Origin of the sequence: uncultured Endozoicomonas sp., assembly GCF_947495845.1 — a bacterium.
Classification (GTDB): Bacteria; Pseudomonadota; Gammaproteobacteria; order Pseudomonadales; family Endozoicomonadaceae; genus Endozoicomonas.
In genome coordinates, this window is the sequence record NZ_CANMAO010000015.1 from 79,018 (window position 1) to 103,755 (window position 24,738).

At 47.7% G+C, this 24,738-nt stretch carries 20 protein-coding genes; 13 read left to right on the plus strand and 7 right to left on the minus strand.

Translation table 11 applies throughout. The features are described from left to right. Nucleotides 1-372 precede the first annotated feature (372 nt). From glnD to Q1B11_RS11670, 12 genes are all read left to right on the plus strand, one after another. Complete coding sequence (gene glnD / locus Q1B11_RS11615; RefSeq protein WP_299732571.1) at nt 373-3,096, plus strand: [protein-PII] uridylyltransferase; 2,724 nt, start codon at nt 373-375, stop codon at nt 3,094-3,096. 308 nt (nt 3,097-3,404) lie between these two features. Further along, nucleotides 3,405-4,364: a magnesium/cobalt transporter CorA gene (corA, locus tag Q1B11_RS11620; RefSeq protein ID WP_299732574.1), complete on the plus strand. Its 960-nt coding sequence runs from the start codon at nt 3,405-3,407 to the stop codon at nt 4,362-4,364. Between the two features lie 130 nt (nt 4,365-4,494). Beyond that, nucleotides 4,495-5,028, plus strand: a complete 534-nt coding sequence (locus Q1B11_RS11625; protein WP_299732577.1) for a PepSY domain-containing protein — start codon at nt 4,495-4,497, stop codon at nt 5,026-5,028. A 104-nt stretch (nt 5,029-5,132) separates the two neighbouring features. Continuing rightward, complete coding sequence (locus Q1B11_RS11630; protein ID WP_299732580.1) at nt 5,133-5,414, plus strand: hypothetical protein; 282 nt, start codon at nt 5,133-5,135, stop codon at nt 5,412-5,414. 36 nt (nt 5,415-5,450) lie between these two features. After that, nucleotides 5,451-6,149, plus strand: coding sequence for a response regulator transcription factor (locus tag Q1B11_RS11635; RefSeq protein ID WP_067521808.1), 699 nt, complete (start codon nt 5,451-5,453; stop codon nt 6,147-6,149). Beyond that, nucleotides 6,146-7,381: an ATP-binding protein gene (locus tag Q1B11_RS11640; protein ID WP_299732585.1), complete on the plus strand. Its 1,236-nt coding sequence runs from the start codon at nt 6,146-6,148 to the stop codon at nt 7,379-7,381. Before Q1B11_RS11635 ends, Q1B11_RS11640 begins: the two co-directional genes overlap by 4 nt. A 304-nt stretch (nt 7,382-7,685) precedes the next feature. Continuing rightward, nucleotides 7,686-9,029 (plus strand): branched-chain amino acid transport system II carrier protein, encoded by a 1,344-nt coding sequence (brnQ, locus tag Q1B11_RS11645; protein ID WP_299732587.1) that lies wholly within the window; start codon nt 7,686-7,688, stop codon nt 9,027-9,029. A gap of 278 nt (nt 9,030-9,307) precedes the next feature. Further along, the gene (locus Q1B11_RS11650) at nt 9,308-10,459 is read left to right on the plus strand and encodes a RimK/LysX family protein (RefSeq protein WP_299732590.1); all 1,152 of its coding nucleotides are present in this window, start codon (nt 9,308-9,310) and stop codon (nt 10,457-10,459) included. A gap of 8 nt (nt 10,460-10,467) precedes the next feature. After that, entirely contained in the window at nt 10,468-12,009 is a 1,542-nt protein-coding gene (locus Q1B11_RS11655; RefSeq protein WP_299732593.1) for an inactive transglutaminase family protein, read from the plus strand. A gap of 43 nt (nt 12,010-12,052) precedes the next feature. Continuing rightward, nucleotides 12,053-13,042: an alpha-L-glutamate ligase-like protein gene (locus tag Q1B11_RS11660; RefSeq protein ID WP_299732596.1), complete on the plus strand. Its 990-nt coding sequence runs from the start codon at nt 12,053-12,055 to the stop codon at nt 13,040-13,042. 179 nt (nt 13,043-13,221) lie between these two features. Further along, entirely contained in the window at nt 13,222-15,567 is a 2,346-nt protein-coding gene (locus Q1B11_RS11665; RefSeq protein ID WP_299732599.1) for a diguanylate cyclase, read from the plus strand. 792 nt (nt 15,568-16,359) lie between these two features. Continuing rightward, a complete protein-coding gene (locus Q1B11_RS11670; RefSeq protein WP_299732602.1) occupies nt 16,360-17,997 on the plus strand; it encodes an AarF/ABC1/UbiB kinase family protein in 1,638 nt (545 codons plus the stop codon). Between the two features lie 218 nt (nt 17,998-18,215). Here Q1B11_RS11670 and Q1B11_RS11675 read toward each other — a convergent pair whose 3' ends face one another. After that, the gene (locus Q1B11_RS11675) at nt 18,216-19,859 is read right to left on the minus strand and encodes a hypothetical protein (protein WP_299732605.1); all 1,644 of its coding nucleotides are present in this window, start codon (nt 19,857-19,859) and stop codon (nt 18,216-18,218) included. A gap of 208 nt (nt 19,860-20,067) precedes the next feature. Here Q1B11_RS11675 and Q1B11_RS11680 point away from each other — a divergent pair, with 208 nt between their 5' ends. Further along, nucleotides 20,068-20,496, plus strand: coding sequence for a thioesterase family protein (locus tag Q1B11_RS11680; RefSeq protein ID WP_299732608.1), 429 nt, complete (start codon nt 20,068-20,070; stop codon nt 20,494-20,496). Nucleotides 20,497-20,635: 139 nt separating this feature from the next. Here Q1B11_RS11680 and Q1B11_RS11685 read toward each other — a convergent pair whose 3' ends face one another. From Q1B11_RS11685 to Q1B11_RS11710, 6 genes are all read right to left on the minus strand, one after another. Beyond that, entirely contained in the window at nt 20,636-21,364 is a 729-nt protein-coding gene (locus tag Q1B11_RS11685; RefSeq protein WP_299732610.1) for an RING finger domain-containing protein, read from the minus strand. A 478-nt stretch (nt 21,365-21,842) separates the two neighbouring features. Next, on the minus strand, nt 21,843-22,265 hold the full coding sequence (locus tag Q1B11_RS11690; protein WP_299732613.1) for a hypothetical protein: 423 nt from the start codon (nt 22,263-22,265) through the stop codon (nt 21,843-21,845). A gap of 52 nt (nt 22,266-22,317) precedes the next feature. Next, the gene (locus tag Q1B11_RS11695; protein WP_299732616.1) at nt 22,318-22,923 is read right to left on the minus strand and encodes a YitT family protein; all 606 of its coding nucleotides are present in this window, start codon (nt 22,921-22,923) and stop codon (nt 22,318-22,320) included. A gap of 432 nt (nt 22,924-23,355) precedes the next feature. Then, the gene (locus Q1B11_RS11700; protein ID WP_299732619.1) at nt 23,356-23,892 is read right to left on the minus strand and encodes a peroxiredoxin; all 537 of its coding nucleotides are present in this window, start codon (nt 23,890-23,892) and stop codon (nt 23,356-23,358) included. A 69-nt stretch (nt 23,893-23,961) separates the two neighbouring features. Then, nucleotides 23,962-24,297 (minus strand): multidrug efflux SMR transporter, encoded by a 336-nt coding sequence (locus Q1B11_RS11705; RefSeq protein ID WP_299732622.1) that lies wholly within the window; start codon nt 24,295-24,297, stop codon nt 23,962-23,964. Continuing rightward, the gene (locus tag Q1B11_RS11710) at nt 24,276-24,656 is read right to left on the minus strand and encodes a multidrug efflux SMR transporter (RefSeq protein WP_299732625.1); all 381 of its coding nucleotides are present in this window, start codon (nt 24,654-24,656) and stop codon (nt 24,276-24,278) included. Before Q1B11_RS11710 ends, Q1B11_RS11705 begins: the two co-directional genes overlap by 22 nt. Nucleotides 24,657-24,738 lie beyond the last annotated feature (82 nt).

Consider the following 24,738-nt stretch of genomic DNA (forward strand, 5'->3'; position numbering starts at 1 on the left):
AACCTCTGTCTTCCAATAACAATGAACCATCATTATTTATGATGCCCACTCTTGAGAATCTATTACAACGTCACTGCTTAAGTACCCAACCATATGAAATCATATTCTCTGACTCATTGATCAGCCCCTCTGACTGCGTTGCAACTCTGGTCACATAGCTCGCTATGCTCCCGCCGTTGCGCCTTGCAGAGAACCTGATCAACAAGCCAGAAATATTCGATTCCATATGGCCGGGTACTTACAGTGCACAACATACATGGCATAATCTCTTCAGCTCTCGTTCCTGTCATATCGGTTGCAGCTCAACTATTAAACAGACACCGGACATTTAGATTCGAGTTTCAAATAATGGTTCAAAGATAACGACTAATAATGAATACGCCCTTCGAGCATATCCCAGACGAAATCAAAGAAAGTCTGTTCAACAAAAGTCAGTTTCGTGCTGACCTGACCATCTCCAAAACCCCAATTCCTGCCTATAAAAAATGCATCAAAGAGGCGACTGAAAAAATGTCACTGCTGTTTAAGGACGGCATGGATATTGAGCAGCTGGTGTATAGCCGCGCATGGTTTATCGATCAGGTGTTGCGATTGGTCTGGGAACACCTGAACTGGAACCGGGGCTGCCCGGTAGCACTGCTGGCAGTGGGTGGTTATGGTCGTGGCGAGCTTCACCCCGGCTCCGATATTGATATTCTGATTCTGCTTGAGGAAGCACACTACGAGCAGCATCAGACATCCATTGAAGAATTTTTAACCTTGCTCTGGGATATCGGCCTGCAAGTTGGCTCAAGTGTTCGATCCCTGAAAGAGTGTGCCGAACAAGCTGCCAGTGATCTCACCATCATCACCAATTTGATGGAGTCCCGGGTGATTTCCGGGCCAGAATCCCTTCACATACGCTTGATGGATTCTATTGATACTGAACATATGTGGCACAGCCAGCGTTATCTGCAAGCCAAGTTTGATGAGCAACGTGCACGACACCGTAAGTACAATGATACCGAGTATGACCTTGAGCCCAACCTCAAAGGTTCTCCCGGTGGGTTGAGAGATTTGCACATGCTCGGTTGGGTCGCCCGCCGACATTACGGCACCCACGATCCGGCAGAACTTCTTGAACTGGGATTTCTGACCACTGTCGAATATCAGCAACTGCAAAAATGCCGGGCTTTTCTCTGGAAAATCCGCTGGGCTCTGCACACTCTGACCGGCCGCAGCGAAAACCGGCTGCTGTTTGATCACCAGAAAGCCCTGGCCAATGAGTTTGGTTATCACGATCACACCGGCGCTCTGGCGGTTGAACAATTCATGCAGAGTTATTTCAGAACGGCCATGATTGTCAGCCAGCTGAAAGACCTGCTACTCCAGCATTTTGACGACAATATTCTCAGCGCCCACTCGCCGCAATTTGTGCGCACGATCAATGACCGATTTCAGATCTGCAATAACTACATTGAAACCGTTAATGACAGTGTTTTTGCCGAGTATCCACCGGCGATTCTGGAAATGTTTGTGTTGATGACCCGGGATCAATCCATCCTCGGGCCCACTGCAGAAACCATTCGACTGATGCGAGACTACCGCCATCTGGTGGATCGCACATTCCGTAAAGACCCTCGCTGCAACAAGCTGTTTCTTGAATTAATGCGTGCACCTTATGCCCTGACAGCCACGTTGAGACGGCTGGCAAGGTACGGCATTCTGGGTCGCTACCTGCCGGAATTTGGCAAGATTATCGGGCAGATGCAGTATGATCTATTTCATACCCTGACGGTGGACGCCCACACCTTACTGCTGATCAAATACCTGCGCAGCTTTGCCTACGGCAAAACGTCTCATGAAAAGAGCGCCCGATTCCCAATTGCTTCCCGAATAATACATCGCATACCAAAACCGGAACTGCTCAATATTGCTGCCCTTTACCACGATATAGGCAAAGGCCGTGGCGGTGATCACTCTCAATTAGGCGCGGTAGACGCTCAACAATTTTGCCGAACCCATGGTCTTAACAAAGACGACACATCTCTTATTGTTTGGCTGGTTCAAGAACATTTAACCATGTCCGTAACCGCCCAGAAAAAAGACCTTTCTGATCCTCAGGTCATTCAGGATTTTGCCAGACAAGTCGGAACACGCGATCGTTTAAAATACCTGTATCTCTTAACCGTGGCGGATATCAACGCCACCAACCCCGGGCTATGGAACGGTTGGCGGGCATCTTTGCTGCAACAGCTCTATAACCAAACACTACAGCTGTTAAAACGTGGGATTGATAAGCTGCCAGACCTTGATGAACAAATTGCCGAGACGCAGGAGCAGGCACAACAACTATTGATCGACAAAGGATTTGCCAAAAAACAGATCAATGATCTGTGGCACTTGTTTAACGAAGATTATTTCCAACGCCATCAAAGTGAAGAAATCGTCTGGCAAACCGAAGGTATTCTGAACCACCTATCCGAAACGCCATTGATCCTGATCCCGGAAGTGGATGAAGACTATGACAACCAAGGGTCCTGTGTTTTTGTCTACACGCCTGATCGCCCCAACCTGTTTGCAGCCATTGTGGCCGCCTTTCACCAACTGGGGCTGGCGATTCAGGATGCCCGAATCATCACTTCTGATAACAATTTCAGTCTTGATACCTTTCGGGTGCTGGAAGAAGACGGATCGGCTATCGGCGCGAACCCTGCCAGAATTCGGGAGATTCAACATCACCTGCAGAATGTACTGGCAGCACCGGACGGATTCCCTAATGTCATTCGCCGCCGGACACCAAGGCAGTTAAGGCACTTCAGCCGAGAGCCGGAAGTCATCATCAGTAATCAGATTGACCCCAGCCAGACCGTGCTGGAAATAACCGCGACGGATCGCCCCGGATTGCTGACACTCATCGGAAAAACATTTGCAGAACTTGAGCTTCAGGTACAAGGCGCTAAAATCGCCACTTTTGGTGAAAAAGTAGAAGACAGCTTCTTTATTTCTGACCGGAACATGAATCCGATTGAAGATGAAGCCATGAGCCGAAAAATCTGCTCAGAGTTGTGTGATGTACTTAGGGAAGCCTCCAAACTGGATGCTATCACCTCCTAGGAGCCTGTCGGACTTAGCCGACCGTAGCGAGAAAAAGTCCGGTTTGAGTCAGTTTTTATTCTCATTTGAGGCGAATAGCGAGCTATTCAACGAAAAGGAGCATAAAAAATGGCCAAATCCGGCTTTTTCGCAGTAGGTCAGTGGTAAGTCCGACAGGCTCCTAGGAGCCGCTAAGCATGCGACGCATCGTCAACAGACCCTAGCCAAGCAAAAGTCAATTATCGTACAATTTCGCGCCTTTTTTACCCTTTATCATAATAAAGGGTATTTATTATTAACATGCACACCAACCAGCAGAGGCAGTACATATGATCTATGCCTATAGTGCTCAGGAAAACCGATTTTCCATTGACCGGGTTACTCCAGATGTTCCTCCGGCTAAGGGCACTATATGGTTGGAAGCAACGGAACCGGACATTGATGAACATCAATGGTTGAACACCTACTTTCCAGGTTGTTTGCCCGACGAAGACGACCTTGGGGAAATTGAGATTTCCTCCCGTTACTATGAAACCGAAAGCGGCATTCATATCCGCTCACTGTTCCCCCATCGTGCGGGTCATGAGCTGAGAAACATCAACGTCGCTTTTAACCTCCGGCCTGATCAGCTGATTACTCTGCAGGATGAACCCACCGGCCTGTTCCGGCTGATGCGCAAACATCTGAAAACCCAGCATATCCATGCGGCCACACCACTGGATATTGTCATTGCACTGTTTGATGCCAAAGTGGAATATCTGGCGGACACTCTTGAAGAAGTGTACGAAGATCTGGAAGAAGTCAGCCAGAATACACTCTCTGAAGATATTCGAGATGTGGACGTGGATGAACAACTGCGCACCATCACTCTGCAGGAAGATTTAAACGGCAAAGTCCGACTAAACCTGCTCGATACCCAGCGTTCTTTGCGTTACCTCATGAGAGCCTGTAACAATATTCTCAGCGATGCCCAGAAAGATGATATTCGCGAAATGCTCCGGGATATTGAATCTCTGACACCCCATACCGGCTTCCTGTTCGAGAAGATTAACTTCCTGATGGAATCCACCATGGGTTACATCAACCTTGAGCAGAACAACATCATCAAAATTTTCTCGGTAGCGGCCGTCATGTTTATGCCGCCGACGTTGATTGCCAGTATTTATGGCATGAACTTTAAAGTGATGCCGGAGCTTTCAGTAGAGTATGGCTATCCGTTGGCGATAGGTTTGATGTTGCTCAGTGCGCTTTCAACCTTCCTCTTCTTTAAACGAAAAGGCTGGCTATAACCTTTCACACCTAATCTTACAAAATTGTATAGTTCCGGAAAACTCGGTGAAAACCTATGGTCGTATAGTGTGCACATCGACAGGGCAAACACCTGTTCACACTAAGTCACCGAGTTCGAGGAACTGACGAATGAAAACGAAGCGTATTTTCAAACCTGCAGTACTGGCCACAATTCTGGGAATGAGCACTCTGATGTCCGCAGGCAACCTCTTTGCCGATGATGCACCAACATCTATAAACGAAGATGCCATCTCACTGCTACAGGCCGTGAAAATTGCCCGACAGCATACCGGCGCAGAACCTTTGCAGGCAGAGCGTGAGGTCGAAATGGGTCAAACCTTTTATGAAATCACCCTGACCACTAAAGATGGACAGGAGATTGAAACCGATATCGATGCGCAGACCGGTGCCGTCATTCTTTCCAGAATGGAAAAAGAAGACCGTGATGATGCCCGTGAAAATGCACTGCTCTTTTCCGGCATCCAAAGCGGTAAATTCCTTTCTCTGGAAAAAGCACTGACACAAACGGAGAAAGCCATGAACGGCAGGGCGTGGACCATTGACATTGATCACGATCATAACGAAGTGGAATACGAGGTAGAGCTACTGGGCGAAGACAACCGTCGCCTTGAAACCCGATTCACTGCCAACTCTGCCACGTAATAGAGGGTGTCGCGAAACTCCAACCAACTCGTTCCCATGCTCCAGCGTGGGAATGCATACCCCAAACATCAGGGTTTCCGGCTCCCACGTAATAGAGAGTTAAAATGACAAAACGTCTCGACAAAGATGCAATCATGACCAAAATGAAAGCCATCGTTGTACAATTGAAAGCTCAACTGAAAACCAACGCCAGCGGAGGAAATGTGCTGAAGAACATTCTCGGCATGCTCTCCTACTCTCTGGTCATCGTTTTGGGTGTGATCACACTGGGCGCCTGCTTTCTGGCTGGCATTATTGCGCTCATCGCCGCAAAGCTGCAGGATGCCACAGAGGCTGAGGTAGAAACCAAAAGTGAACCTAACTGCAGTCCAATCGTTGCGGCATAAGCCGCAGCGATGCTTTTTAAGAGTTATCGATAATTAATGCGTATCCTTCTAGTAGAAGACGATGTAAGCCTAAGCCGTTTTATTGAAAAAGGGTTGCGCGAGGCTGGCCACCAGGTTGAAGTGGTTGATGATGGTCGACATGCCATGACACTGTGCCTGACCGAACAATACGACGTTGCCATTGTAGACCGAATGCTGCCGGGGCTGGATGGTCTGTCACTGGTGAAAGCCCTGCGAGCCGCCCAGGTGACGACTCCGGCTTTATTTCTGACGTCGTTAGGCGGTGTGGATGATCGTGTTGAAGGGTTGGAGGCGGGAGGTGATGATTATCTCACCAAACCTTTTGCTTTTTCTGAGCTCCTGGCCAGAGTCACGGCCCTGTCCCGACGGTCTCAGGCAAAGCCTGCAGAAACAGCTCCAGAATTAAAGTACGGCGACCTGTCGTTAAACCTGCTGGAAAGAACGGTCATGCGCCAAGGTCAGTATCTGGATCTACAGCCTAAAGAGTTTCGCATTCTCGAACTGTTTCTGCGTCACCCTTCCAGAGTTATTACCCGCACCATGTTGCTGGAGCATGTCTGGGACATCCATTTTGACCCACAGACCAGCGTCGTAGAAACTCATATCAGCCGGCTTCGTAACAAACTGGAAAAGCCCTTTGGTGATACGTTAATTCAAACGGTTCGAGGCGCGGGTTACAAACTGGAGTTCAAACCCTCAGAGTCCACTTTATGAGGCGATTCTTCCTGATCAGTTCATTATTGAAAGGCCTGCGGGGCTTGCAACGGCTCTTTCAAAGAATTCAACAAAGAATTCCATGCCAGACTCCGCAATGGATGAAAAACTCTGCTGTACAACAGGGTCTTCTGTTTGGTGTTACCACAATTATCAGCCTGGTACTGATGGCAGCAGTGACACTTCTTTATGTGGATCATGAGCTGGAGAAACAAAATCGGGAAATCGTTAAGGAATCCCGGGAATTAGTTCGAGGGAAAAGTCGTACCATTGACGATGACCCCATTGATGATGACGATGTTCTGGAAATCATGACCTCCGGCTTTATCCTCTCCGGTTTACTGGCGTTACTGTTTACGTCTGGCATCGTCACGCTGCTCAGCCGGTACAGCCAGAAAAGGATTTCCCGAATTGAGCACGTACTGAACCGGGCTGCCGAAGGTGATCTGTCAGCCCGCACCGGGGAGGAACATGCGTTTAATGATTTGGCCCGTATCTCCCAGTCGGTGGATGAAATGCTCTCCCGGCTTGAGGGATCGGTCGCATCGCTAAGGGATATCTCTGCCAACATCGCCCATGAATTAAAAACCCCCATTACCCGATTACGCCATAATCTGCTGACGCTGCAGGAAGAACTATTGGATGTCATGCCAGACTCAAATGGACCGGTGGCGCGGGAATTAAACAACGCTCTGGAAGAGTCAGCACGATTAGCTTCCATCTTTGATGCGCTCTTACGTATTTCTCAAATTGAGTCTGGAGCGAGAAGAAGTCGCTTTGCACTTCAAGATCTGAACACAATTGTGGACACAGTGGCCGAAATCTACAGTGATGTCGCAGAAGATGCCGGCATGAGCCTGATTAATGACAAACAAGATAACCCTGTCACCATCATGGGTGATCGGGAACTGCTGATTCAGCAGGTAGCTAACTTAATTGAAAACAGCCTGCGCTATTGCCCCGAAGGCAGCGTTATTCGACTCCGCACAGGCACTGACTTTGAGCACAAAATGGCATGGTTAAAAGTGCAGGATAACGGCCCCGGGATTTCTGAAATTGAAAAAGAACGGGTGTTTGAACGAATGTATCGGGTGGATAAAAGTCGCACCGATGGCGGATTAGGGTTGGGGCTGTCGCTAGCCAAGGCCATTTCCGGCCTGCATCACGGTTCCATTGAATTACAGGATCAACATCCCGGCCTTGGTGTTGTCATTCGCTACCCCCGAACTTAGGATTTGTCCCGAAATAATTTTCACATTTCAATTAACGTTATCCGTTGTCCGAAAAAACTGAAGCCACCCGCGCTTTTACGGATAGCGGATCACGGATAGCGGTCTCAACGATGCTTCAAGACCTCAGTAAATATGGATCTTATTTCGGACAGCTCCTTAGAAACTACCGGAACTACCACTTTTACAGATAGCGTCCATACTGTTAGCAGGCTGCCTGAAAGCCATTCAGGCCATTTCATTACATGCTGACAGGAGCAGAATCCCGGAGAAAAAGTCGACAAAAGGGATTCTGATTTTAACTTCCATGAATCACGCTATAAAACAAACGCTGAGTCTGCAAAATACCATTGCCATGGGCTTTATGGCTTTTGCCATGTTTTTGGGAGCCGGTAACCTTATCTTTCCTCCGTTGATTGGCTTTATGGCCGGAGAGCAGGTGTGGTACGCCGCTGCAGGGTTTCTGGTTACCGGGGTGGGGTTACCGTTGCTCGGTATCGTCGCCATTGCCAGAGTCGGGGGGGATTTCAATAACATCAGTCAGGAGTTGCCGAAAGGGTTGGTGATTGCCCTTGCATCCTCTATCTATCTGATCATAGGCCCTGTCTATGCGGTTCCACGCACCGCACTGGTTGCCTTTGAGATTGGTATTGAACCATTTCTGCCCAGTCATAACGCGCATGTGCAACTGATATTCAGCCTGTTGTTTTTTTCCATTGCCTGGTACTTATCCATACGCCCCGGCAAGTTACTTGAGACGGTTGGCAAACTCATAACCCCGGCGTTAATCATCCTGCTGGCTCTACTGGGTCTATCGCCGGTTTTTGCCCCCCTTGGCAGCCCTGGCGAATCTCTTTCAGTCTATCAGGAGACGCCACTGATCGGTGGTTTTCTGGAAGGGTATATGACCATGGATACGCTGGCAGCCTTAATGTTTGGCATCGTGATTATTACCAATCTGAAATCCCACGGCATTCAAGACAAAACCAGCCTTTTTCATTACAGTATGACCACAGGCATTATTGCCGCCATTGGCCTTTCTTTGGTTTATCTGTCTTTATTTTATCTCGGCGCTACCAGTCGGGCGATCATTGCATCACCAGAAAATGGCGGCCAGATTCTGGCCTCCTATGCATACTTGATGTTTGGCAACACGGGCGCAATTATGCTGGCCTGCGTCGTCACCCTGGCTTGCCTGACTACAGCCATTGGCTGCATTACCGCCGCCAGTGAATATTTCAATGAACTTTTCTCCTTTGTCAGTTATCGAACCGTGGTAACCATCGTCAGCGCAACCTGCGTGGTGTTTGCCAATATGGGTGGATTGGGAGAAATTATTGAACTGTTTATTCCCGCACTTCAGGTGCTGTACCCTATTTCCATTGTCCTGATCTTGCTGGGTTTGTTCCGGCACCGCATGCCACACTCTGTGCTCATTTATCGCTCAACACTGGCCACTGCATTTTTATTCAGTGTGATTGATCTAGTTAAAGATCAGGGTCACCCACTCTTTACCCAACTGTTAAGAGTCTTCGATTCCCTCCCGGGATACCACAATCACATGCTCTGGGTCTTACCTGCCTTAGCGATGTTTCTGATCAGCCTGACGTTGAGTTCACTATTTAAACAACCAGAGTCGTTAAGTAATTAATGCAACTTTGTTATTGCAACTATGCCAACCTGGGAAGAGTCAGAAATGTGACCCAATTGGATTTAATGCAGTACTACGGATTGCAATATTCAGAGGATCAAGTAAGCTTGCGCGCTTTTAGTTGCCGGTATTTCAGCTACTATTCTGTTGGACTTTCTTGCTGATAACGGCAACAGCCATGGCTGCGCACATCTGATGCGTGAAAACCTATTTTCAAAGAACAGTAGTCTTGTCAAATGTTCCGCAACTTGGCCCTTCCCGCTGTAATTTTTTCCATCATGATTTTAACTGGTTGCCAGACTCTACCATTCAAGGATCGTCCAAAAAAAGACGATTCCCGTATAATTCAATCGGTGCCCCAACCGGCATTACCTCAACAGCCTGTACCTGAAGAAAAACCCAAACCACCTGAGACCCACACGATTACCATTCGTGAACAAACGATTCAGACACCTGCCCACCTGGAAGGTCGTTTGGTATTAGGCCTGAATGAAACCGCGTCTCTACCCAACCTTGACCTGACCATGATATCCAAACTGGATACTGGCGCAGAAAACAGTTCCGTGGATGCCCGCAATATTCAGCTATTCGAGCGCGATGGCAAAAAGTGGGTAAAATTTGATCTGAGCCGCACCTCCAAAGGCACCGTTCCCATGGAGCTGCCGATCAAAGGCACCATTCGGATCAAACGCCCTGGACTCAGCGCCATTGAACGCCCGGTGGTTCAATTAACCATCTCCATTGGTGAGATCACTCAGTCTGTTCCCGTCTCACTGACCGATCGCAGCCAATATGAGTCACCGCTGTTAATTGGTCGTAGCTTCATGCAGGATTTGGCGGTGATCGATGTTAACCAGAAATTCATTGCCACCAAGCTCGTGTTAAAGTCCAGCAATCGTAAAGTGTTGGTACCCGTAACACAGAAATCCTACACCCGGGCTATTATCAAACCCGTCAGCGTCAAAGGCTTGGAAACCATCGGTGCCATTGAAAACGTGCTGATCAAGAATGCCAGTACGATCCTGAAAGCCCGCATTGATACTGGAGCGCAAACGTCCTCAATCGATGCAAAGGAAATGGAACTGTTCCGTAAAGACGACAAACGCTGGGTACGCTTCAAGATTCTCGATACCTCCGGGGACTTGATTGCGCTTGAAGAACCCGTCGTTCGTTTTGTTCGCATTAAACGTCACGGTGATGATAATGATCGTCGCCCGGTGATCAAACTGAAAACTCGTATTGACGGCATTAAAGCAGAAGCGGAATTTACACTCCGGGATCGGGAAAACTACAACTTCCCGGTACTGATTGGCGCCAGCTACCTGGAAAAGCGAGCACTGGTGGATGTGTCTCAGGAATACGTTACCGAGCTTTCTAATACAGAGCTTTCCAAAACAGAACTTTCAAGCACCGCCAGCACCAAGGAGTAAGTTAGGGCATGAATGGTCGTTTTCAGCTGGGTCTTATGATTGCCCTGCTCATTGTTGCCGGCCTCGGGCTGGCAATGTACAAACATTTTGCCCTTGGGTTCCCCCTGTTCAGCCACGATGTGTCCAAAGTGTGGAGCATTGAGGCATGGGTAACGTTTAAAGCTGAAGACGAACCGGCACAAGCCAGCCTGACATTGCCAGACCAGCAATCCGGTCTGCGCATTCTTGATGAATCCTTTGCCTCTCCCGGTTATGGCATCAACCAAATTGATGAAGGTGGCCAGCAGCGAGCCGTCTGGAGTATTCGTCAGGCGGACGGTCGGCAGGATTTGTTTTATAAAGTGAAGCTTCATCTGGAGCCGGACTATGATAAAAAGATCCATGATGAACCGGAAGCCGTCATTCCTCCAGTACTGCCAGAACCCTATCAGACCGCAGCCTTGAGTTTATTGAAGCAGGTAAAAGAACACTCTTCTGACCCTTCCAGCTTTGCTGGCACACTCATCAACCACTTTATCGCCAAAGAGCCCAGCCAAAACACCAATATGTTATTGGGCATGACAGAAGAAGGCACATCACTGCCTAAACTGCTGGTTAATTTGCTCAATATGAGTGAGATTCCTGCCCGTATCGTGCGCGGCCTTCATCTGGAAGATGGACGACGTAGACAGCCTATTGTGGATATGATCGAAGTATACGACGGCAATCAATGGCATCTGTTCAACCCAAGAACCGCCAAGCGCGGCACACCGGAAGACTTTTTCCTGTGGCAACGGGGCGCCAAATCCCTGTTGGATGTGATGGGTGGTGTTGGCTCCGATGTTACTTTTTCCATGATTTCCCGTAATGTCCCGACCCGCGAGCTGGCCATCACAGAAGCGAAACAGGACGGCGCAGCACTGATTGATTTCTCGATTTACACCCTGCCGCTTGAAGTTCAAAACGCCTTTAAAATCATTCTACTGATCCCGATTGGCGTGCTCGTTGTGCTGGTGATGCGTATCATTGTTGGCCTAAAAACCTCCGGAACCTTTATGCCGGTTCTGATTGCCATGGCCTTTTTACAGACACAGCTGTTGCCAGGATTAACCATATTTATCTCGCTCGTCTCCATTGGTTTATGGATTCGCTCCTTCCTCAGCCAACAGAATATGTTGTTGGTCGCGCGGCTGGGGGCGGTCATTATCGTGGTTATTCTGATCATGGCGGCCATGAGCATCCTCAGTTGGAAATTGGGTATTACCCAGGCGCTGACGGTAACCTTCTTCCCCATGATCATCCTGGCCTGGACCATCGAACGAATGTCCATTCTCTGGGAAGAAGAAGGCCCCAAACACGTAGTCACGGAAGGCGGCGGCAGTCTTCTGGTTGCCACCATGAGCTATCTGTTAATGTCCAACCCTATTGTTGAACAGTTGACGTTTAACTTCCCGGAGCTGATGTTAACCCTGCTGGGTCTTGTTCTGCTGCTCGGTCAATACACCGGGTACCGGTTACTGGAGTTGAAGCGCTTTTATCCATTGGCTCACTCAATAAAAAATCATCAGTAAAGGCCACTGCCCATGTCATGGAAAATCATGGAAAGCGCACATCATGAGTAGTTTCAGCTCACACCTGCAAACGTTGCTGGCAAAGCTGTCCATCAGCACCCCGGCGCAACTCAAAGCCTCGGGCATTCTCAGTATGAATGCCCGCAACCTGAACTACATTTCGCGCTATAACCCCAGAAGTTTACTCCCTCTGGTGGATGATAAACTCACCACCAAACGCATGGCGGAAAAAGCCGGGGTTGATGTCCCCAAACTCATTGGTGTGATCGAATACCAATCGGATATCCGCAAATTAAAAGACATTCTGGAGCCTCTGGAACAGTTTGTTATCAAACCGGCCAAAGGCAGTGGCGGTAAAGGTATTTTGGTCATCACCAGTCGTGACGGCGACCGTTATGTCAAAGCCAGCGGTGAAAGTTTATCGTTTGATGCTGTCAGCCGGGATGTGTCCAACATTCTGGGTGGTCTATACAGTCTCGGCGGCAAAACCGATGTGGCGGTGATTGAAAGCCTGATTGTTGCGGATCCTATCTTCAGTAATTACAGTTTTGAAGGTGTGCCGGATATTCGCATCATTGTTTTCCGGGGCTTTCCGGTGATGGCCATGATGCGTTTAGCCACCCGCGCCTCCGATGGCAAGGCCAACCTCCACCAGGGTGCTGTAGGCGTTGGTCTGGACATCGCCACCGGCAAACCTCTGCGCACGGTTCAGCATAATCGCCCGGTTCAGAATCATCCGGACACGGGTCATGACTTCAGCAAACTGAATGTACCTCACTGGCAGAAAATACTGCAGCTGTCTGCCAACTGTTTTGAAATGACCGGCCTTGGCTATCTTGGTGTCGATTTGGTGCTTGACCAGAATCTTGGCCCGTTAATCCTTGAACTGAACGCCCGCCCCGGACTTGCCATTCAAATCGCCAACGGCCAGGGCATTGAGCCAAGATTGAAAGCCATTGAAGCCCTGCGCAAACACGATATTTCTATTGACGAGCGAGTCGCTTTTTCACAGCAACATTTCGGTGCAGATTGAAACACCGAAAAAGAAACTTACAACCAACACTCTGAAAAACTAAGCCAAATCAGGCCAAATCAGGCATAATCAGCGTAGTGATCACTAATTTTCACGTACTTCAGGGTTCTGTACTTCACAGAACTCTAAAGACTGTGTAAAAATGAGGTTTGCTCCAACACTCCAGGAAGGAGGCTCGGGTGCAAACCTCACAGCAAGGAAAGCCAGCATTAGTTAGTATTACATGGTCGTTCAGAAGCGCAGCCCAGCCTTATGGCTCAAGGTCTGTCTGCTCATCGCCGGGTAACTACTTATCAGTAGATCACTATAAGGGAACCGGCTCTGTGTTAAGGACAACCAGCCACTATCTTGCTGACCATATTCCACGGCCTATCAACCGCCGCTGGATACATTCTCTGTTGCTAACCTTTTTTTCCTGTTTTTTACTGCATTCCACCGCAATACAAGCCCAGCCAATAGTTCTCAACGGTGAAGGTGCCATACCTGTCGAGTTGAATCCTATTGAAGCCCCGAAAGCTATTTTTCTCAGTACTGCCCCCCAGCATCAGAGCCGTGCAGACTGGTATCAACTGGATGTCACACAACCGAGCTTTGCCACAGACGACTGGCTGTTAGTGTTCCGACAGGTCCCCCACAGTAAACTGGATGTTTTTGCCCCCGCAAACGGCGGCTATCGTCTTGTTGCCATGGGGCTGGACAGTGGCCGCAACGGCATCAAACAAAACACTCTGGAGCTTAATACAACGCCAGGGCAAATCAGCACATTTTATCTGCGTCACAATGAGGTAAAACCGAACCGGTTGTTACCAGAGCTCTGGCCTGCGATGGCCTATTTTGAAACGCTCAGCAATCAAGATGCCGCCATCAGTTCTGCTATTACGCTGTTGATCGTGGCGCTGGTGTTTTTGTTTGTCCTGACCATGCACAACCGAACCCGCGCCATGTATTTGCTGATCAGCCATATGCTGGCATCGACTCTGATGCTGCTGATGTGGGATGGCGATATTTTTCGTAATTTCACCTGGCTGGGAAACCCCGGCCACTGGTTAATGCTGGTCACCACCGGTGTAATCGTCACTGCCATCGCCTGCTATCGCTCTCTGACGCTGTTGCCAGTGTATAGCGTCAACGTCGATCGACTGGTGCTGTCACTGACTGCCATGGGCTTTGCCATTGTCGTTTATGCTATTACCGCTTCCGACCCAGTGGCAGAACCAGTACTCACAGTAGCGGCCACCAGCCTCTTGTTAAGTCTGGCTCTGGTGGTCATTGCCAGTGGTTATTGTCTCTATAACAACATCCGACCGGCACGATTAGCGTTTCCGGCATCCCTTATTTTACTGGGTTTTCTGAGTTGGTCTTGGTCTACCGAAATGTGGCCCAGAAGCATGCCCACCTTTAATGAAGTCTTTTTCCTTTCACTGCACGGTGCGTTACTGCCACTGTTCTATTGGTACGGGCATTACCACAATCTACAGCACAGCGTTGCTATCAATGCCGTAGCACCCACCAGCAGTAAGCGTCGGGTTTTTGAATCGGCTCTTCGCCAACACCTCCAGACCCTGGATGCCCCCATGCCAGAGTCTGAAATTACCCAGCGTATTCTGGCCACCTGTGAAACCGTGATTCCAGAAATTCCGGCCATTATGCTGCAACATCAAGGGGACCAATGGCAGGTTGAAGGCAACCACCTTAATATCGCCGCCAATCTTCGCAAGCAATTACCGGACATTGAAAATGATCTGATGAGTGTAATTGCATCGGGATCAGGCACACGAATCAATTTCAAAGATCGATTCGGTACCATTTTCTGGTTGTTCCCCTTGAGTATTGAGCCCGGTAAGAAAATCATTCTGGCGCTGATTCCCATGCGACAACACCGGAATGCCAATACATGGCAAACCGCCTGTGATATCAGTAGCCACGCCGCCACACTGGCGCAATCCAATCGTCAGTCGTTATTCTGGCAACAACAGGCCAGCCTCGATTCATTAACCGGCCTGCTGAATCGAAGAGCCTTCTGTGAAGAATCAGATAACGTGATTCATCGCCAACGGACCAGTCATAATCCAGAGCCGTGCTGCGCACTGTTCATGGATATTGATAACTTCAAGCAATTTAACGACCAACTAGGGCACAACACTGGCGACCTGATTTTGAAAAATACCGCCAGCCTTTGTAAAAAAGCCTTACGCCAGCAGGATATTCTGGGGCGCTTTGGCGGTGAAGAGTTTGTTGCCCTGCTGCCAAATACCGAACCCTGGCAGGCATTTCGGGTAGCAGAGCGAATTCGTTATGCCGTCATGAATGCCAAACTCTGTGGACCAGACAACCAACAACCCATCACCATCAGTATTGGCGTCGCCGCCATGAGTAGCACCGTGGACTCTCTTGAAAAACTGATGGCAGACGCTGATAAGGCAATGTATCGAGCCAAAGAAAAAGGCAAGAACAAAACCGCCATCAGCGCTGAGCTGACGGATGTTCGACTGCCCCATGGAGAGGCTGTCGCAAAAGGTAGTTAGGAGGCTGACCGAGAATAGGTTGCCCTACGCGGCAACTGCTCCTGCGTTGCTCTAGCTCCTGCATCCATGCAGTCGTGCGGTGGTAGTAAATTGGTCTGAAGATTCTGTTTTGTTCAGCAAATAGCACCACTATTCACTGCACAAAACAGAATCTTCATCCTCAATTTTCTACCATCCTCGCTACGGGCGCTATTCTCGGTCAGCCTCCTAGAGCCTGTCGGACTTACCACTGACATACTGCACCATTCACAACATCAAACTTATGATTTGAACTTTAAATTGTTCGTGCGGTCAACTAATGATCTTATGTCATTTATCGAACCGTTAAACATGGGCAAGATTAGTAGCATTGCAAACCCAATATCACTGAATCACCCACCTGATAGAGCTCTTCACAAACTCAACTCAGCCAGTCGGCAAGGTAGGCGCCCTTCCCCGAAGCCAGACTTCACCAGACATATTCCTACAGCACAAAAGCCATCTTTTTTTAAAGCTATCTGCACTCGGCTTATTAAACTTTGCCATCCTGCAGAAAGATCAAAAATTGCCGCATCGAAAGCACATGAGCCAGCCTTTCCAATAAGGCCTGAAGCAAAATCCAGATACCTTAGCCAGAAGCAACTATTGATTGAGCGATGTCAGGATTACCTCCCTGTAGGTATAGGTAAAGACCTGAAGAGCGAATTCATAATCTCCCAACCAATCCGCAGTAAAGGCCTACAAGAAGTCTGCTTTTCTTTTTTATACAGGGATCTAGAGTCAGAACCCAGACTGAAACAATTAGAACCGCTGGTGACTATCCAACATCGCATGCTTGATAACAAGGAACAAGAGCGACTGACTCTGGGTTGCCAGTTAGGTCAGCAAATGGCTCTTGAAGAAAATGCAGCCACTTCAAAACACGAAACCTTTCAGACGTTTTTCAGCCAAGTTTCGAATATGTGTGCCAGTGCGATTCAAGTGCCAGGTCATATCGCTGAATCTTTTCAGCTACGTATGAATGCCATATTCCACATGCGATATCTGGAAGCAAAAAGCTGGCTCGGCTTTAACACAGAAAACAATCTTGCTGATACCCTGGTCAAGTCTGGTCCGCTGGGCATAAAAATAGCTCAGGTACTGGCACTGTCTTCAGAAGTACCTGAGTCATTGCGTAACACACTAAAACCCACTCTCGAGAACAATCCCCCTATTCCCTTTTCAGACATTCAAAAAGCGGTCACCTCCGCACTGGAGCATCACAATGAAAACTGGGATAGCACCTTCACACATTTTGATCCAACGCCTATAAAAACAGGCTCCGTGGCTCAGGTTCACAAAGCGACTCTTACCAGTGGGCAGATGGTTGCCGTAAAAGTCGTCAGACCTCATTTAATTGACGACATCAAAAAACATCAGCATCCGCTATCGCAATTACTGAGCAAGGTCATTGGCCAATTATCCCCTGATAAGAAAGAACCTTTGATTCGACAACTCAAAGCCAAAATATCCAGTATCACTACCGAAGCAAATTTAGAGATTGAAGCTCGATATGCTGCCTATTTTCAGCGAGCGGTTGATAGCTTGGACCTCAACAATGAAGTGATGATTCCCAAAATCATACATGAATTAAGCAACCGCGACGTTCTGGTTATGGCGTTTATTGAAGGGAATAGTATTGCTGAATTGATGCAATCCGATCGACCTGCAGCACGAGCACTAACGCTGAAGTTACTCGATATCTGGTTAGAGATTGCCTGCTCCACCGGGTTGGTTCATGGTGATATTCACCCGGGTAACGGCATTCACTGCAATGACAAACTCTGTCTGATTGACTTTGGAGATGCCTTTATCCTGCCGGATACTTTGCGCAACCTACTCAATGACACTCAACTTGCGAAACAATTTTTGTTGATTTTCAAATATGACACCACATATGACAACACAGGAACTACCTATAAAGAGACATTGAGTCAAATACAACAAATCGTTGAAGCGCTTTTTTTAAAAGCTGACCAACAACCCTTAACGCTCGAAGAGCTTACCAACATAAGCACCCATATTTTGTTGCGCCTGACACACTCAGAAGCACAGTGGTTCTGGGATGAATGGAGTGAAAAAGTTCCAGTTAGAGATGAATTTTCCTGGCAGCAACTTCTCAACGAGTTAATGGCAAAATATGAAATCTCATTGAGACCAGAAGTAGTAGCTCTAAACAAATGTCTGGGAAATCTTGTTAACTGCGTTCATGATTTGAAGCGGAAAGACGACGTCGATTTACTCGAGGGAGAACACCCTGAACTCTCCCACAGAACAAACAACCTGCTTAAGCTATTCGCGCAGTTAGATACCGAGCCAGCGTCGATCAATATCCCTCAAGCACGCCTCTTTAAAGACAAAGACTCACCTGATAAAGCAGAGGAACCCGATGATCTATTTTATGACTGTTGAGGGTGTTGTAAAACCCATGGTTCCCACGCGACGCGAGAGTGTCGCAAAAAACTCCAAACATCTCGTTCCCATGCTTAGCGTGGGAATGCATATCCTTGAATTTTCAAAGGGTTAGAAGTGTGGGTTCCCACGCAATACCCAAAGGGCATAAAAGCATGGGAGCCAGGGCTTTTTCGACACCCAATGAGATATCTGGAATTTTGCGACAATCTCTGTCGCTAAGGGGCAAGCTGAAAATAGCTGAAAATTGACAGAGATCGCCCATCACGCACAAAACTGCTCAGGTAGCCTGACTTGAAAACAGGAAAGATCGCCGCTTTGCCGGTGATGTACCAGATAACACCATCACCTTCCCGATGAGTCAGACCAACCGCACTCAAAGCAACCAGTGGTACCCGATCACTTTCCGTCATTCCGCCTGTTGCCAATGCATCGGCTTTTGCCTGAGGGCTTATCTGTCCAAGCTGTTCCAGAGTGACACTACCAAGGCAAGCCATATTATTACCAGCGCCCACAGAGGCAAAATTACCCACGGAGCAATGGTTCAACATCGCCTGAAAGTTCTCTTCTGAATCACCCTGGTTTGTGGTTATAAGCAGACGGTTTTCAACGCCTTCCTGTACTTGATGAACAGAATATCTCGGTAACCATTTGCCAAATGGCTGAACTACCTTCAGGGCAAAGGTCGAAGCATCCATCCCTCTCTCACTATCCGGCCCGACAGTGCCTTCACCAAAAGCAAAGTATCGGTTTTCATTTTCTGCGAGAGCAACATAGCCTGCAGGATACTTCAGCAATACATTACTGATCTGGTTCAGATAGTTTTTATAATTCAGCAGCATAGGCACATTGGGTATTTGATCACCCAAGCTGCCAGACGGATCAGTAGCAAGGCTAACTGGCATCAGCTGAGCATTAAACAGTCGAACAGCTCCTGCAGATGTTTGCTGGGAAGCTGCCTCTATCCCGCTACGCGCAGCCATTAAATACTCACCGTTCTGATAGAAAACAGGAACGCCCAAAGGCAGTCGATGAAACTCACCGACTGATTTAATTCGCGTGGTGGTGGTTAACTTGAGCTGACCTGACAAGCCATCATCACCGTAGCCGGACTGAAGTTTGTTCACCAAATCATCGCCAACCAGTGCAATATGTCGGGATTTAGCAAACTTCAATCCAAACTCCGGCCGCCACAGCGCAACCCAGCTATCTTCTGCGGCATCAAGCCCGGGAGAAGACACTGGCGTCAGCTGTCCAAGCACGATAACAGGGGTATTTCTTGCAATCAGAGTGCTGGATGACTTCTGGTTCGCCGCCACATTCGAGCCGCTAGACAGATTATTCGTGACGAACACATCACTGGGGAAAAACTGGGCATCGGTATCCATCACCGTGATGGCTCTAGCGCGCGGATCAAACTGTTGAAGATAACCAGTGGATTCTACCAGCGTCAAAAGACGCTCAAGCTCAGCCTCCGTTATCTGATGGCCTGACGCATCAAAATGATCACGGGCAATAGAAGCAACCTTAACCGCAGTATCGGCGATTGAACCGTACTCTTCTTTATATAAAAAGAGCGCCTCATTCACTTTTGCTGCATCCCAAGGCGCCAGTAACCACTGGATCAAATTAGGCTCATTCACCTGCCAGCGCAGGGTTTCGTCCTGAGTGTTGATGCCTTGAAACTGAGCAATACGATGAACATCCTGAAGCTCCGGATACACTTCGCCCTGCCGATCCGCATCGGGATACCCCAGAGCAATACCGGACAAACAGGCCAATACACCACCCACAATAGCGTTCCGGCTTTGCTTACGCAGGGCTTCTGTCAGTCGAGCTTTTGCCAGTAGGGCGTTTGCCATTTTCGCCGCTAACCTCGCGCACGACCTGATCTCCAACATCATATCCAACACCACTGATAAACTACCCGCTTGTTTTGACAGCAATTGATCAAAATAGTTTCCACTAAACCATTTGTCTAACCGGTAATTTCCCTTTAAGGTTCAAAGGTTTGATAACAACAGTTTGATAACAGCAGCTTGATAATAAGAAATTGAGGAAACAGTTACGATGGAAGCGTTATTAGAAGATTTTCCGGTCATCACCGAAGTGCCAGTAGCCTGGGGTGAAATGGATGCCTTGCAGCACGTAAACAACGTGGTCTATTTCCGTTATTTTGAATCCGCCAGGCTGGATTACTTTAATCGTCTTGAATTGATGGAAAAAGCCAAAGAAACCGGCATTGGCCCCGTACTTAGCCACGCGGAATGTTTCTTCAAAATCCCGGTCACTCATCCGGACACCCTGTTGATTGGTTCTCGAGTATCAGACATTCAGGATGATCGCCTGACCATGGAATACCGGATTGTCAGCAAAAAACTGGGCAAGGTCACCACCACGGGTAAAGCGACCGCCGTGATGTTCAACTTCAAAACCGGCACCAAAGCTAACCTCAGTGATGATGTGAAAGAAGCCATCAACTCTATAGAGAACCAATAGACACCTGCCTCACAGCCTTCTTTGCTTGGTCGTTTTACTCACAGAGCATTGCAACAAAGAAGGCGACACGCACACAAGCACTGCTCACTACATCATTAAACAACACTCTTAACTCTCATCGAGTGTCTTAAAAAAACATCTAGTCAAATTCCAAGAAAGGATATTGCCTGGACTCACCTCCTGTTGAGCTATAAAGCTGTCTTATCACTTCACGATTTTCAGGATATAGACCGGAGAAAGGTGAATATGAGCTCTCCGTTACTTCGGGAGTGCTCACCTGAGCAGCAGGTAAATCACTATACATTGGTGAAGTAACGCTTCTCATAATTGAGCCCAAAAAATAGCCACCAATTGCCAACCCAAAATCGCGTAAGTTGCTAGCTATAAAATTATTCTCATTCCATCGAGCCGAAACATTACGTACATCTCGTCCATCTGAATGATAATCTTCGAATTGTCCATTCAAAACCTGGCGACTTATGTCAATAAGACCTTGATAAGCAATTGACAAAAATATATCTTCAGTTAGATACCTGCCAAACAGATTATTTTCAACTCTAGGCTCGGGCATGGGTATTTGTGGCATTAAGCTATGTAAGAAAAACAGTTGATATTCTATAAAGCTTACAGATCGCTGACTTAAGTCACGCGCGTTTGGATTAACTTGCCTTCTTTGCTCCAATGTAAAATTCTCCCTATCTAGCGGACAGGTATTATGATCTTTGATCCACGTAGCAATACACTTTCTACCAAAAACATGCCCTGCACTACACGGCAAAGCAAATCGCCCATGCTCACCCGCAGGGTTAGCATCGAAAGGTTCCCAACAGATACTGCAATTAAGACCATCGGATGGTGTAACATTCATAACAAATACCCTACAAAATCTTTGGGGAGCTTTCTTTTTTAAGAAAAAGCGTGCTGTTGTAGAATGACTGTTCAGCTTTGATGACGTCATACTGAATGGGGTAATAGAAATCTTCTATCAGCTACCCGTAATATCCATTCATCACTGTTATTAGGCTAGGACTAGCCTAAAAGAAATAAGTTCCTCACCAAGAGGAAATATCAACTGGACACACAAACAGTTAGTTGATATTTCCCCCAAGCCTCGTAATAGAACCCAAGGAACGCCTGCATTCAAAACTCTCTATTACGGACAAGTTTTTTATACCAATGTCGCTTTTAAATTATGGAGTGAGCAAGTTATTTTGGGCGACTGGGCAATACCCGAGGGCATAAAGGCGAAGAGACGAGTCATAGCTGTAGCTATGGCGAGGAACTTCAACGCAGACCCAGTCGGGCAAAATAGCTGCGCAGCCCACAATTTAAAAGCAGAATTGGTATTAAACCAAGACTTCGAGAATAGCCAATGATGTATAACCAAAACCAATAGTTGCCGGAACAAAACCCAGGCAAACCATCACCTTACCAAAGGTCGTATTCGCACCCCCCATCTCAGGATTAATGGCTTTGGCAATAAAACCACTGGGGTTGTACAAAACGCCAATGCAGAAAATCGTGATGACCCAGTCGGGAATCTCAAGGTTCAGGTGAGTAATAATCAAATAAAGAACACCCGCAAGCGCCGTCATAATGGTGAAATCCACATGGGAACGAATCAGGTTATGAGTGGCAGGAAATATTTTTCTTAGAAACTCCACTTTCCCGTAAATAATCAAGGTTGCCAGCCAGGCTTCCACCAGCGAGATCAACATGGCAATGGCGGCTGTGATTAACAGCCACTCCGGGGTTATTTCAGGCACCATTACAAATACTCTCTTTGCATTTTTTTATTGTTATTTTGCCAGCGCCCTTCCCTCAACCCTGGCGAACCGGCTGATAGCGACCCGGTTTATGGTTCATTGCCAACACAAGGTTGGTGGCAACCGCACCCAGAATTGATAACAGGATCAAGTGAGCATCCACTACAAAGATGGATAACACGACAATGGTACAGTCCAGTGCCATTTGTACCTTACCGGCACTGATACCAAAGCGATCCTGTAAGAACAGTGCCAGAATGTTAAAACCGCCCAGACTCATTTTGTGCCTGAAGATCACCAGCATACCGGTTCCTATCAACCCACCACCCAATAATGCCGCATACAAAGGGTGAATCATGGAAAGCTGAATAACGTGGTAAAGATGATCTACCGCCACCGAGACAATAGTGACCGCAATAAAAGTATTCAGGGTAAATCGCCACCCCATTCGAGTGAACGACAACATATAGAAAGGCAGGTTGAGTGCAAAAAATATCTGTCCAAAACTGAACGACGACACCTTAGTAAGATAGATCGCCAAACCCGCTGTACCGCCAGTCAGCAACCCCACTTTATTAAAGAAAACCACCCCCAGTGAAACCAGCGCACTGCCGAGTATCAGCGCCAGTAAGTTTTCCCGCAGGCTATGATCCTGATCCATTGTAATACCAATTCTGTTTTTAAATTATGGGCTGCGCAGCTATTTTGACCGACTGGATCAGCGTTGAAGTTCCTCGCCATAGCTACTGCTATGACTCGTCTCTTCGTCTTGCCCAGTCGCCCAAAATAACTTGCTCACACCACAATTTAAAAACGCCATTGGTATAACTCCTATATCCATAACCATTAAAAAGTCATCCGTCGTTTGTTTTTATCGTGACGGCAATATGACAACTTTTTGTGGATTAGTCGAGGATAGGAATTGCTTAGAGACTCTCACAAACAAAATAACTTCCACATTTGCCAACGTCGTTACCCGCTTTCCGTTATCCGTAAATGCGCATGCTGCAAGGCTTTTACGGATAACGGCAAACGGAAAGCGCTTCTCAGAGCAATGAAGTTATTCAGATACAGCTCCTTAATGTACGTTAACTCATGTGTTGGAAGGAACGGCATTAGCCAAATAATCGAGCATATTCTCCACACCGCTCACTTCAAAGGGATCATGGGGGCAATTATCCTCTTTACCTGGTTCGGTAAAGACCTGCTGAATCTCACCTTCCACCACATGCATGGAATAACGCCAGCTGCGATAACCAAAACCCAGGTTTTCCTTTTTCACCAACATCCCCATTAGCCGGGTAAAATCTCCATTACCGTCTGGTAGCATTTTGACCTTTTCTACCCCCAGTCGTTTACTCCACTGAAACATGGTGAAAGCATCATTAACACTCAGGCAATAGACTTCATCGACACCGGCACTTTTCAGCGCCTCATAATGTTTCTCATAGCCAGGAAGGTGCGTGCTTGAACAGGTCGGTGTAAATGCCCCAGGCAAAGCAACAACAACAATGCTTTTATGGGCACAAATGTCTTTGGTGGTGACTTCCTGCCAGCGAAACGGATTGTCTCCGGGGATGGATTCATCACGAACACGGGTCTGAAAAGTCACTTCCGGTATCATTTTCATAAGGTCAACTCCTGACAGGAAACTCAAGTGTCAGTTTAGGCGACCTTTTGTTCGCTGCCCGAAATCCGGCTACATAGAGAGCTTCAGAAAAACAATCGCCACCAATGTGATACAGATACCCAGCACCTTGACCGGATGCAGGCTTTCACCAAACATCACCCGCCCAATAATGGACGTCGCAATAATTCCAAGGGACCCCCAAAGCGCATAGGCGACACTGAGATCAATACTCTTCAAAGCAAACGATAGAAACACAAACGCGGCGATCTGTACGATCATCACCAACACTGCCAACCGTTTTTTGGTAAAGCCGTTGGACAGTTTGGTCAGCACGTTGCCAAAAATGTCACAGCTCGATGCGGCCACGATCCAAAAAATGGCGATCAGTTGCAGATGGTCTGACATGAGCTCTCCTCCCTCTTATTGGCCTGCTGTCGTTCAGACAGTTTCTCTCCCAAATTCATTAACATCATGCCGGTGATCAGGCAGGCCATGGCCGCCAGCTTCATCGCTGAAAATTGTTCATCAAAAAAGTACCAGGAGCTCAAGCTAATCAACAGCAGACCAACGCCCTCCCACATGGTATAAGCGATCGCCAGCGGTATTTTCCTGACCGCCTGAGACAGGAAAAAATATGAAATTGAAATGAGCAGCGCCATCAATGTATAGCCAACCACCGGGTGACTGCCGGTAGCCATCTTCATAAACGATGTGCTGGCCACTTCCGTAATAATGGCAAGAAACAACATACACCAGTAATACACAGGATAATTCCAGATAAGTTTGTCGATTTTTATGATGTTTAGGAAAGAAATAGTAGGCGCTACAGAGCTGAACGCCAGTGGC

Excerpts from the sequence above, each read along its gene's own strand:
- glnD (WP_299732571.1), top strand. The coding sequence starts at position 373 with ATGAATACGCCCTTCGAGCATATCCCAGACGAAATCAAAGAAAGTCTG.
- corA (WP_299732574.1), top strand. The coding sequence starts at position 3,405 with ATGATCTATGCCTATAGTGCTCAGGAAAACCGATTTTCCATTGACCGG.
- Q1B11_RS11625 (WP_299732577.1), top strand. The coding sequence starts at position 4,495 with ATGAAAACGAAGCGTATTTTCAAACCTGCAGTACTGGCCACAATTCTG.
- Q1B11_RS11630 (WP_299732580.1), top strand. The coding sequence starts at position 5,133 with ATGACAAAACGTCTCGACAAAGATGCAATCATGACCAAAATGAAAGCC.
- Q1B11_RS11635 (WP_067521808.1), top strand. The coding sequence starts at position 5,451 with ATGCGTATCCTTCTAGTAGAAGACGATGTAAGCCTAAGCCGTTTTATT.
- Q1B11_RS11640 (WP_299732585.1), top strand. The coding sequence starts at position 6,146 with ATGAGGCGATTCTTCCTGATCAGTTCATTATTGAAAGGCCTGCGGGGC.
- brnQ (WP_299732587.1), top strand. The coding sequence starts at position 7,686 with ATGAATCACGCTATAAAACAAACGCTGAGTCTGCAAAATACCATTGCC.
- Q1B11_RS11650 (WP_299732590.1), top strand. The coding sequence starts at position 9,308 with ATGATTTTAACTGGTTGCCAGACTCTACCATTCAAGGATCGTCCAAAA.
- Q1B11_RS11655 (WP_299732593.1), top strand. The coding sequence starts at position 10,468 with ATGAATGGTCGTTTTCAGCTGGGTCTTATGATTGCCCTGCTCATTGTT.
- Q1B11_RS11660 (WP_299732596.1), top strand. The coding sequence starts at position 12,053 with ATGAGTAGTTTCAGCTCACACCTGCAAACGTTGCTGGCAAAGCTGTCC.
- Q1B11_RS11675 (WP_299732605.1), bottom strand. The coding sequence starts at position 19,859 with ATGGCAAACGCCCTACTGGCAAAAGCTCGACTGACAGAAGCCCTGCGT.
- Q1B11_RS11680 (WP_299732608.1), top strand. The coding sequence starts at position 20,068 with ATGGAAGCGTTATTAGAAGATTTTCCGGTCATCACCGAAGTGCCAGTA.
- Q1B11_RS11685 (WP_299732610.1), bottom strand. The coding sequence starts at position 21,364 with ATGAATGTTACACCATCCGATGGTCTTAATTGCAGTATCTGTTGGGAA.
- Q1B11_RS11690 (WP_299732613.1), bottom strand. The coding sequence starts at position 22,265 with ATGGTGCCTGAAATAACCCCGGAGTGGCTGTTAATCACAGCCGCCATT.
- Q1B11_RS11695 (WP_299732616.1), bottom strand. The coding sequence starts at position 22,923 with ATGGATCAGGATCATAGCCTGCGGGAAAACTTACTGGCGCTGATACTC.
- Q1B11_RS11700 (WP_299732619.1), bottom strand. The coding sequence starts at position 23,892 with ATGAAAATGATACCGGAAGTGACTTTTCAGACCCGTGTTCGTGATGAA.
- Q1B11_RS11705 (WP_299732622.1), bottom strand. The coding sequence starts at position 24,297 with ATGTCAGACCATCTGCAACTGATCGCCATTTTTTGGATCGTGGCCGCA.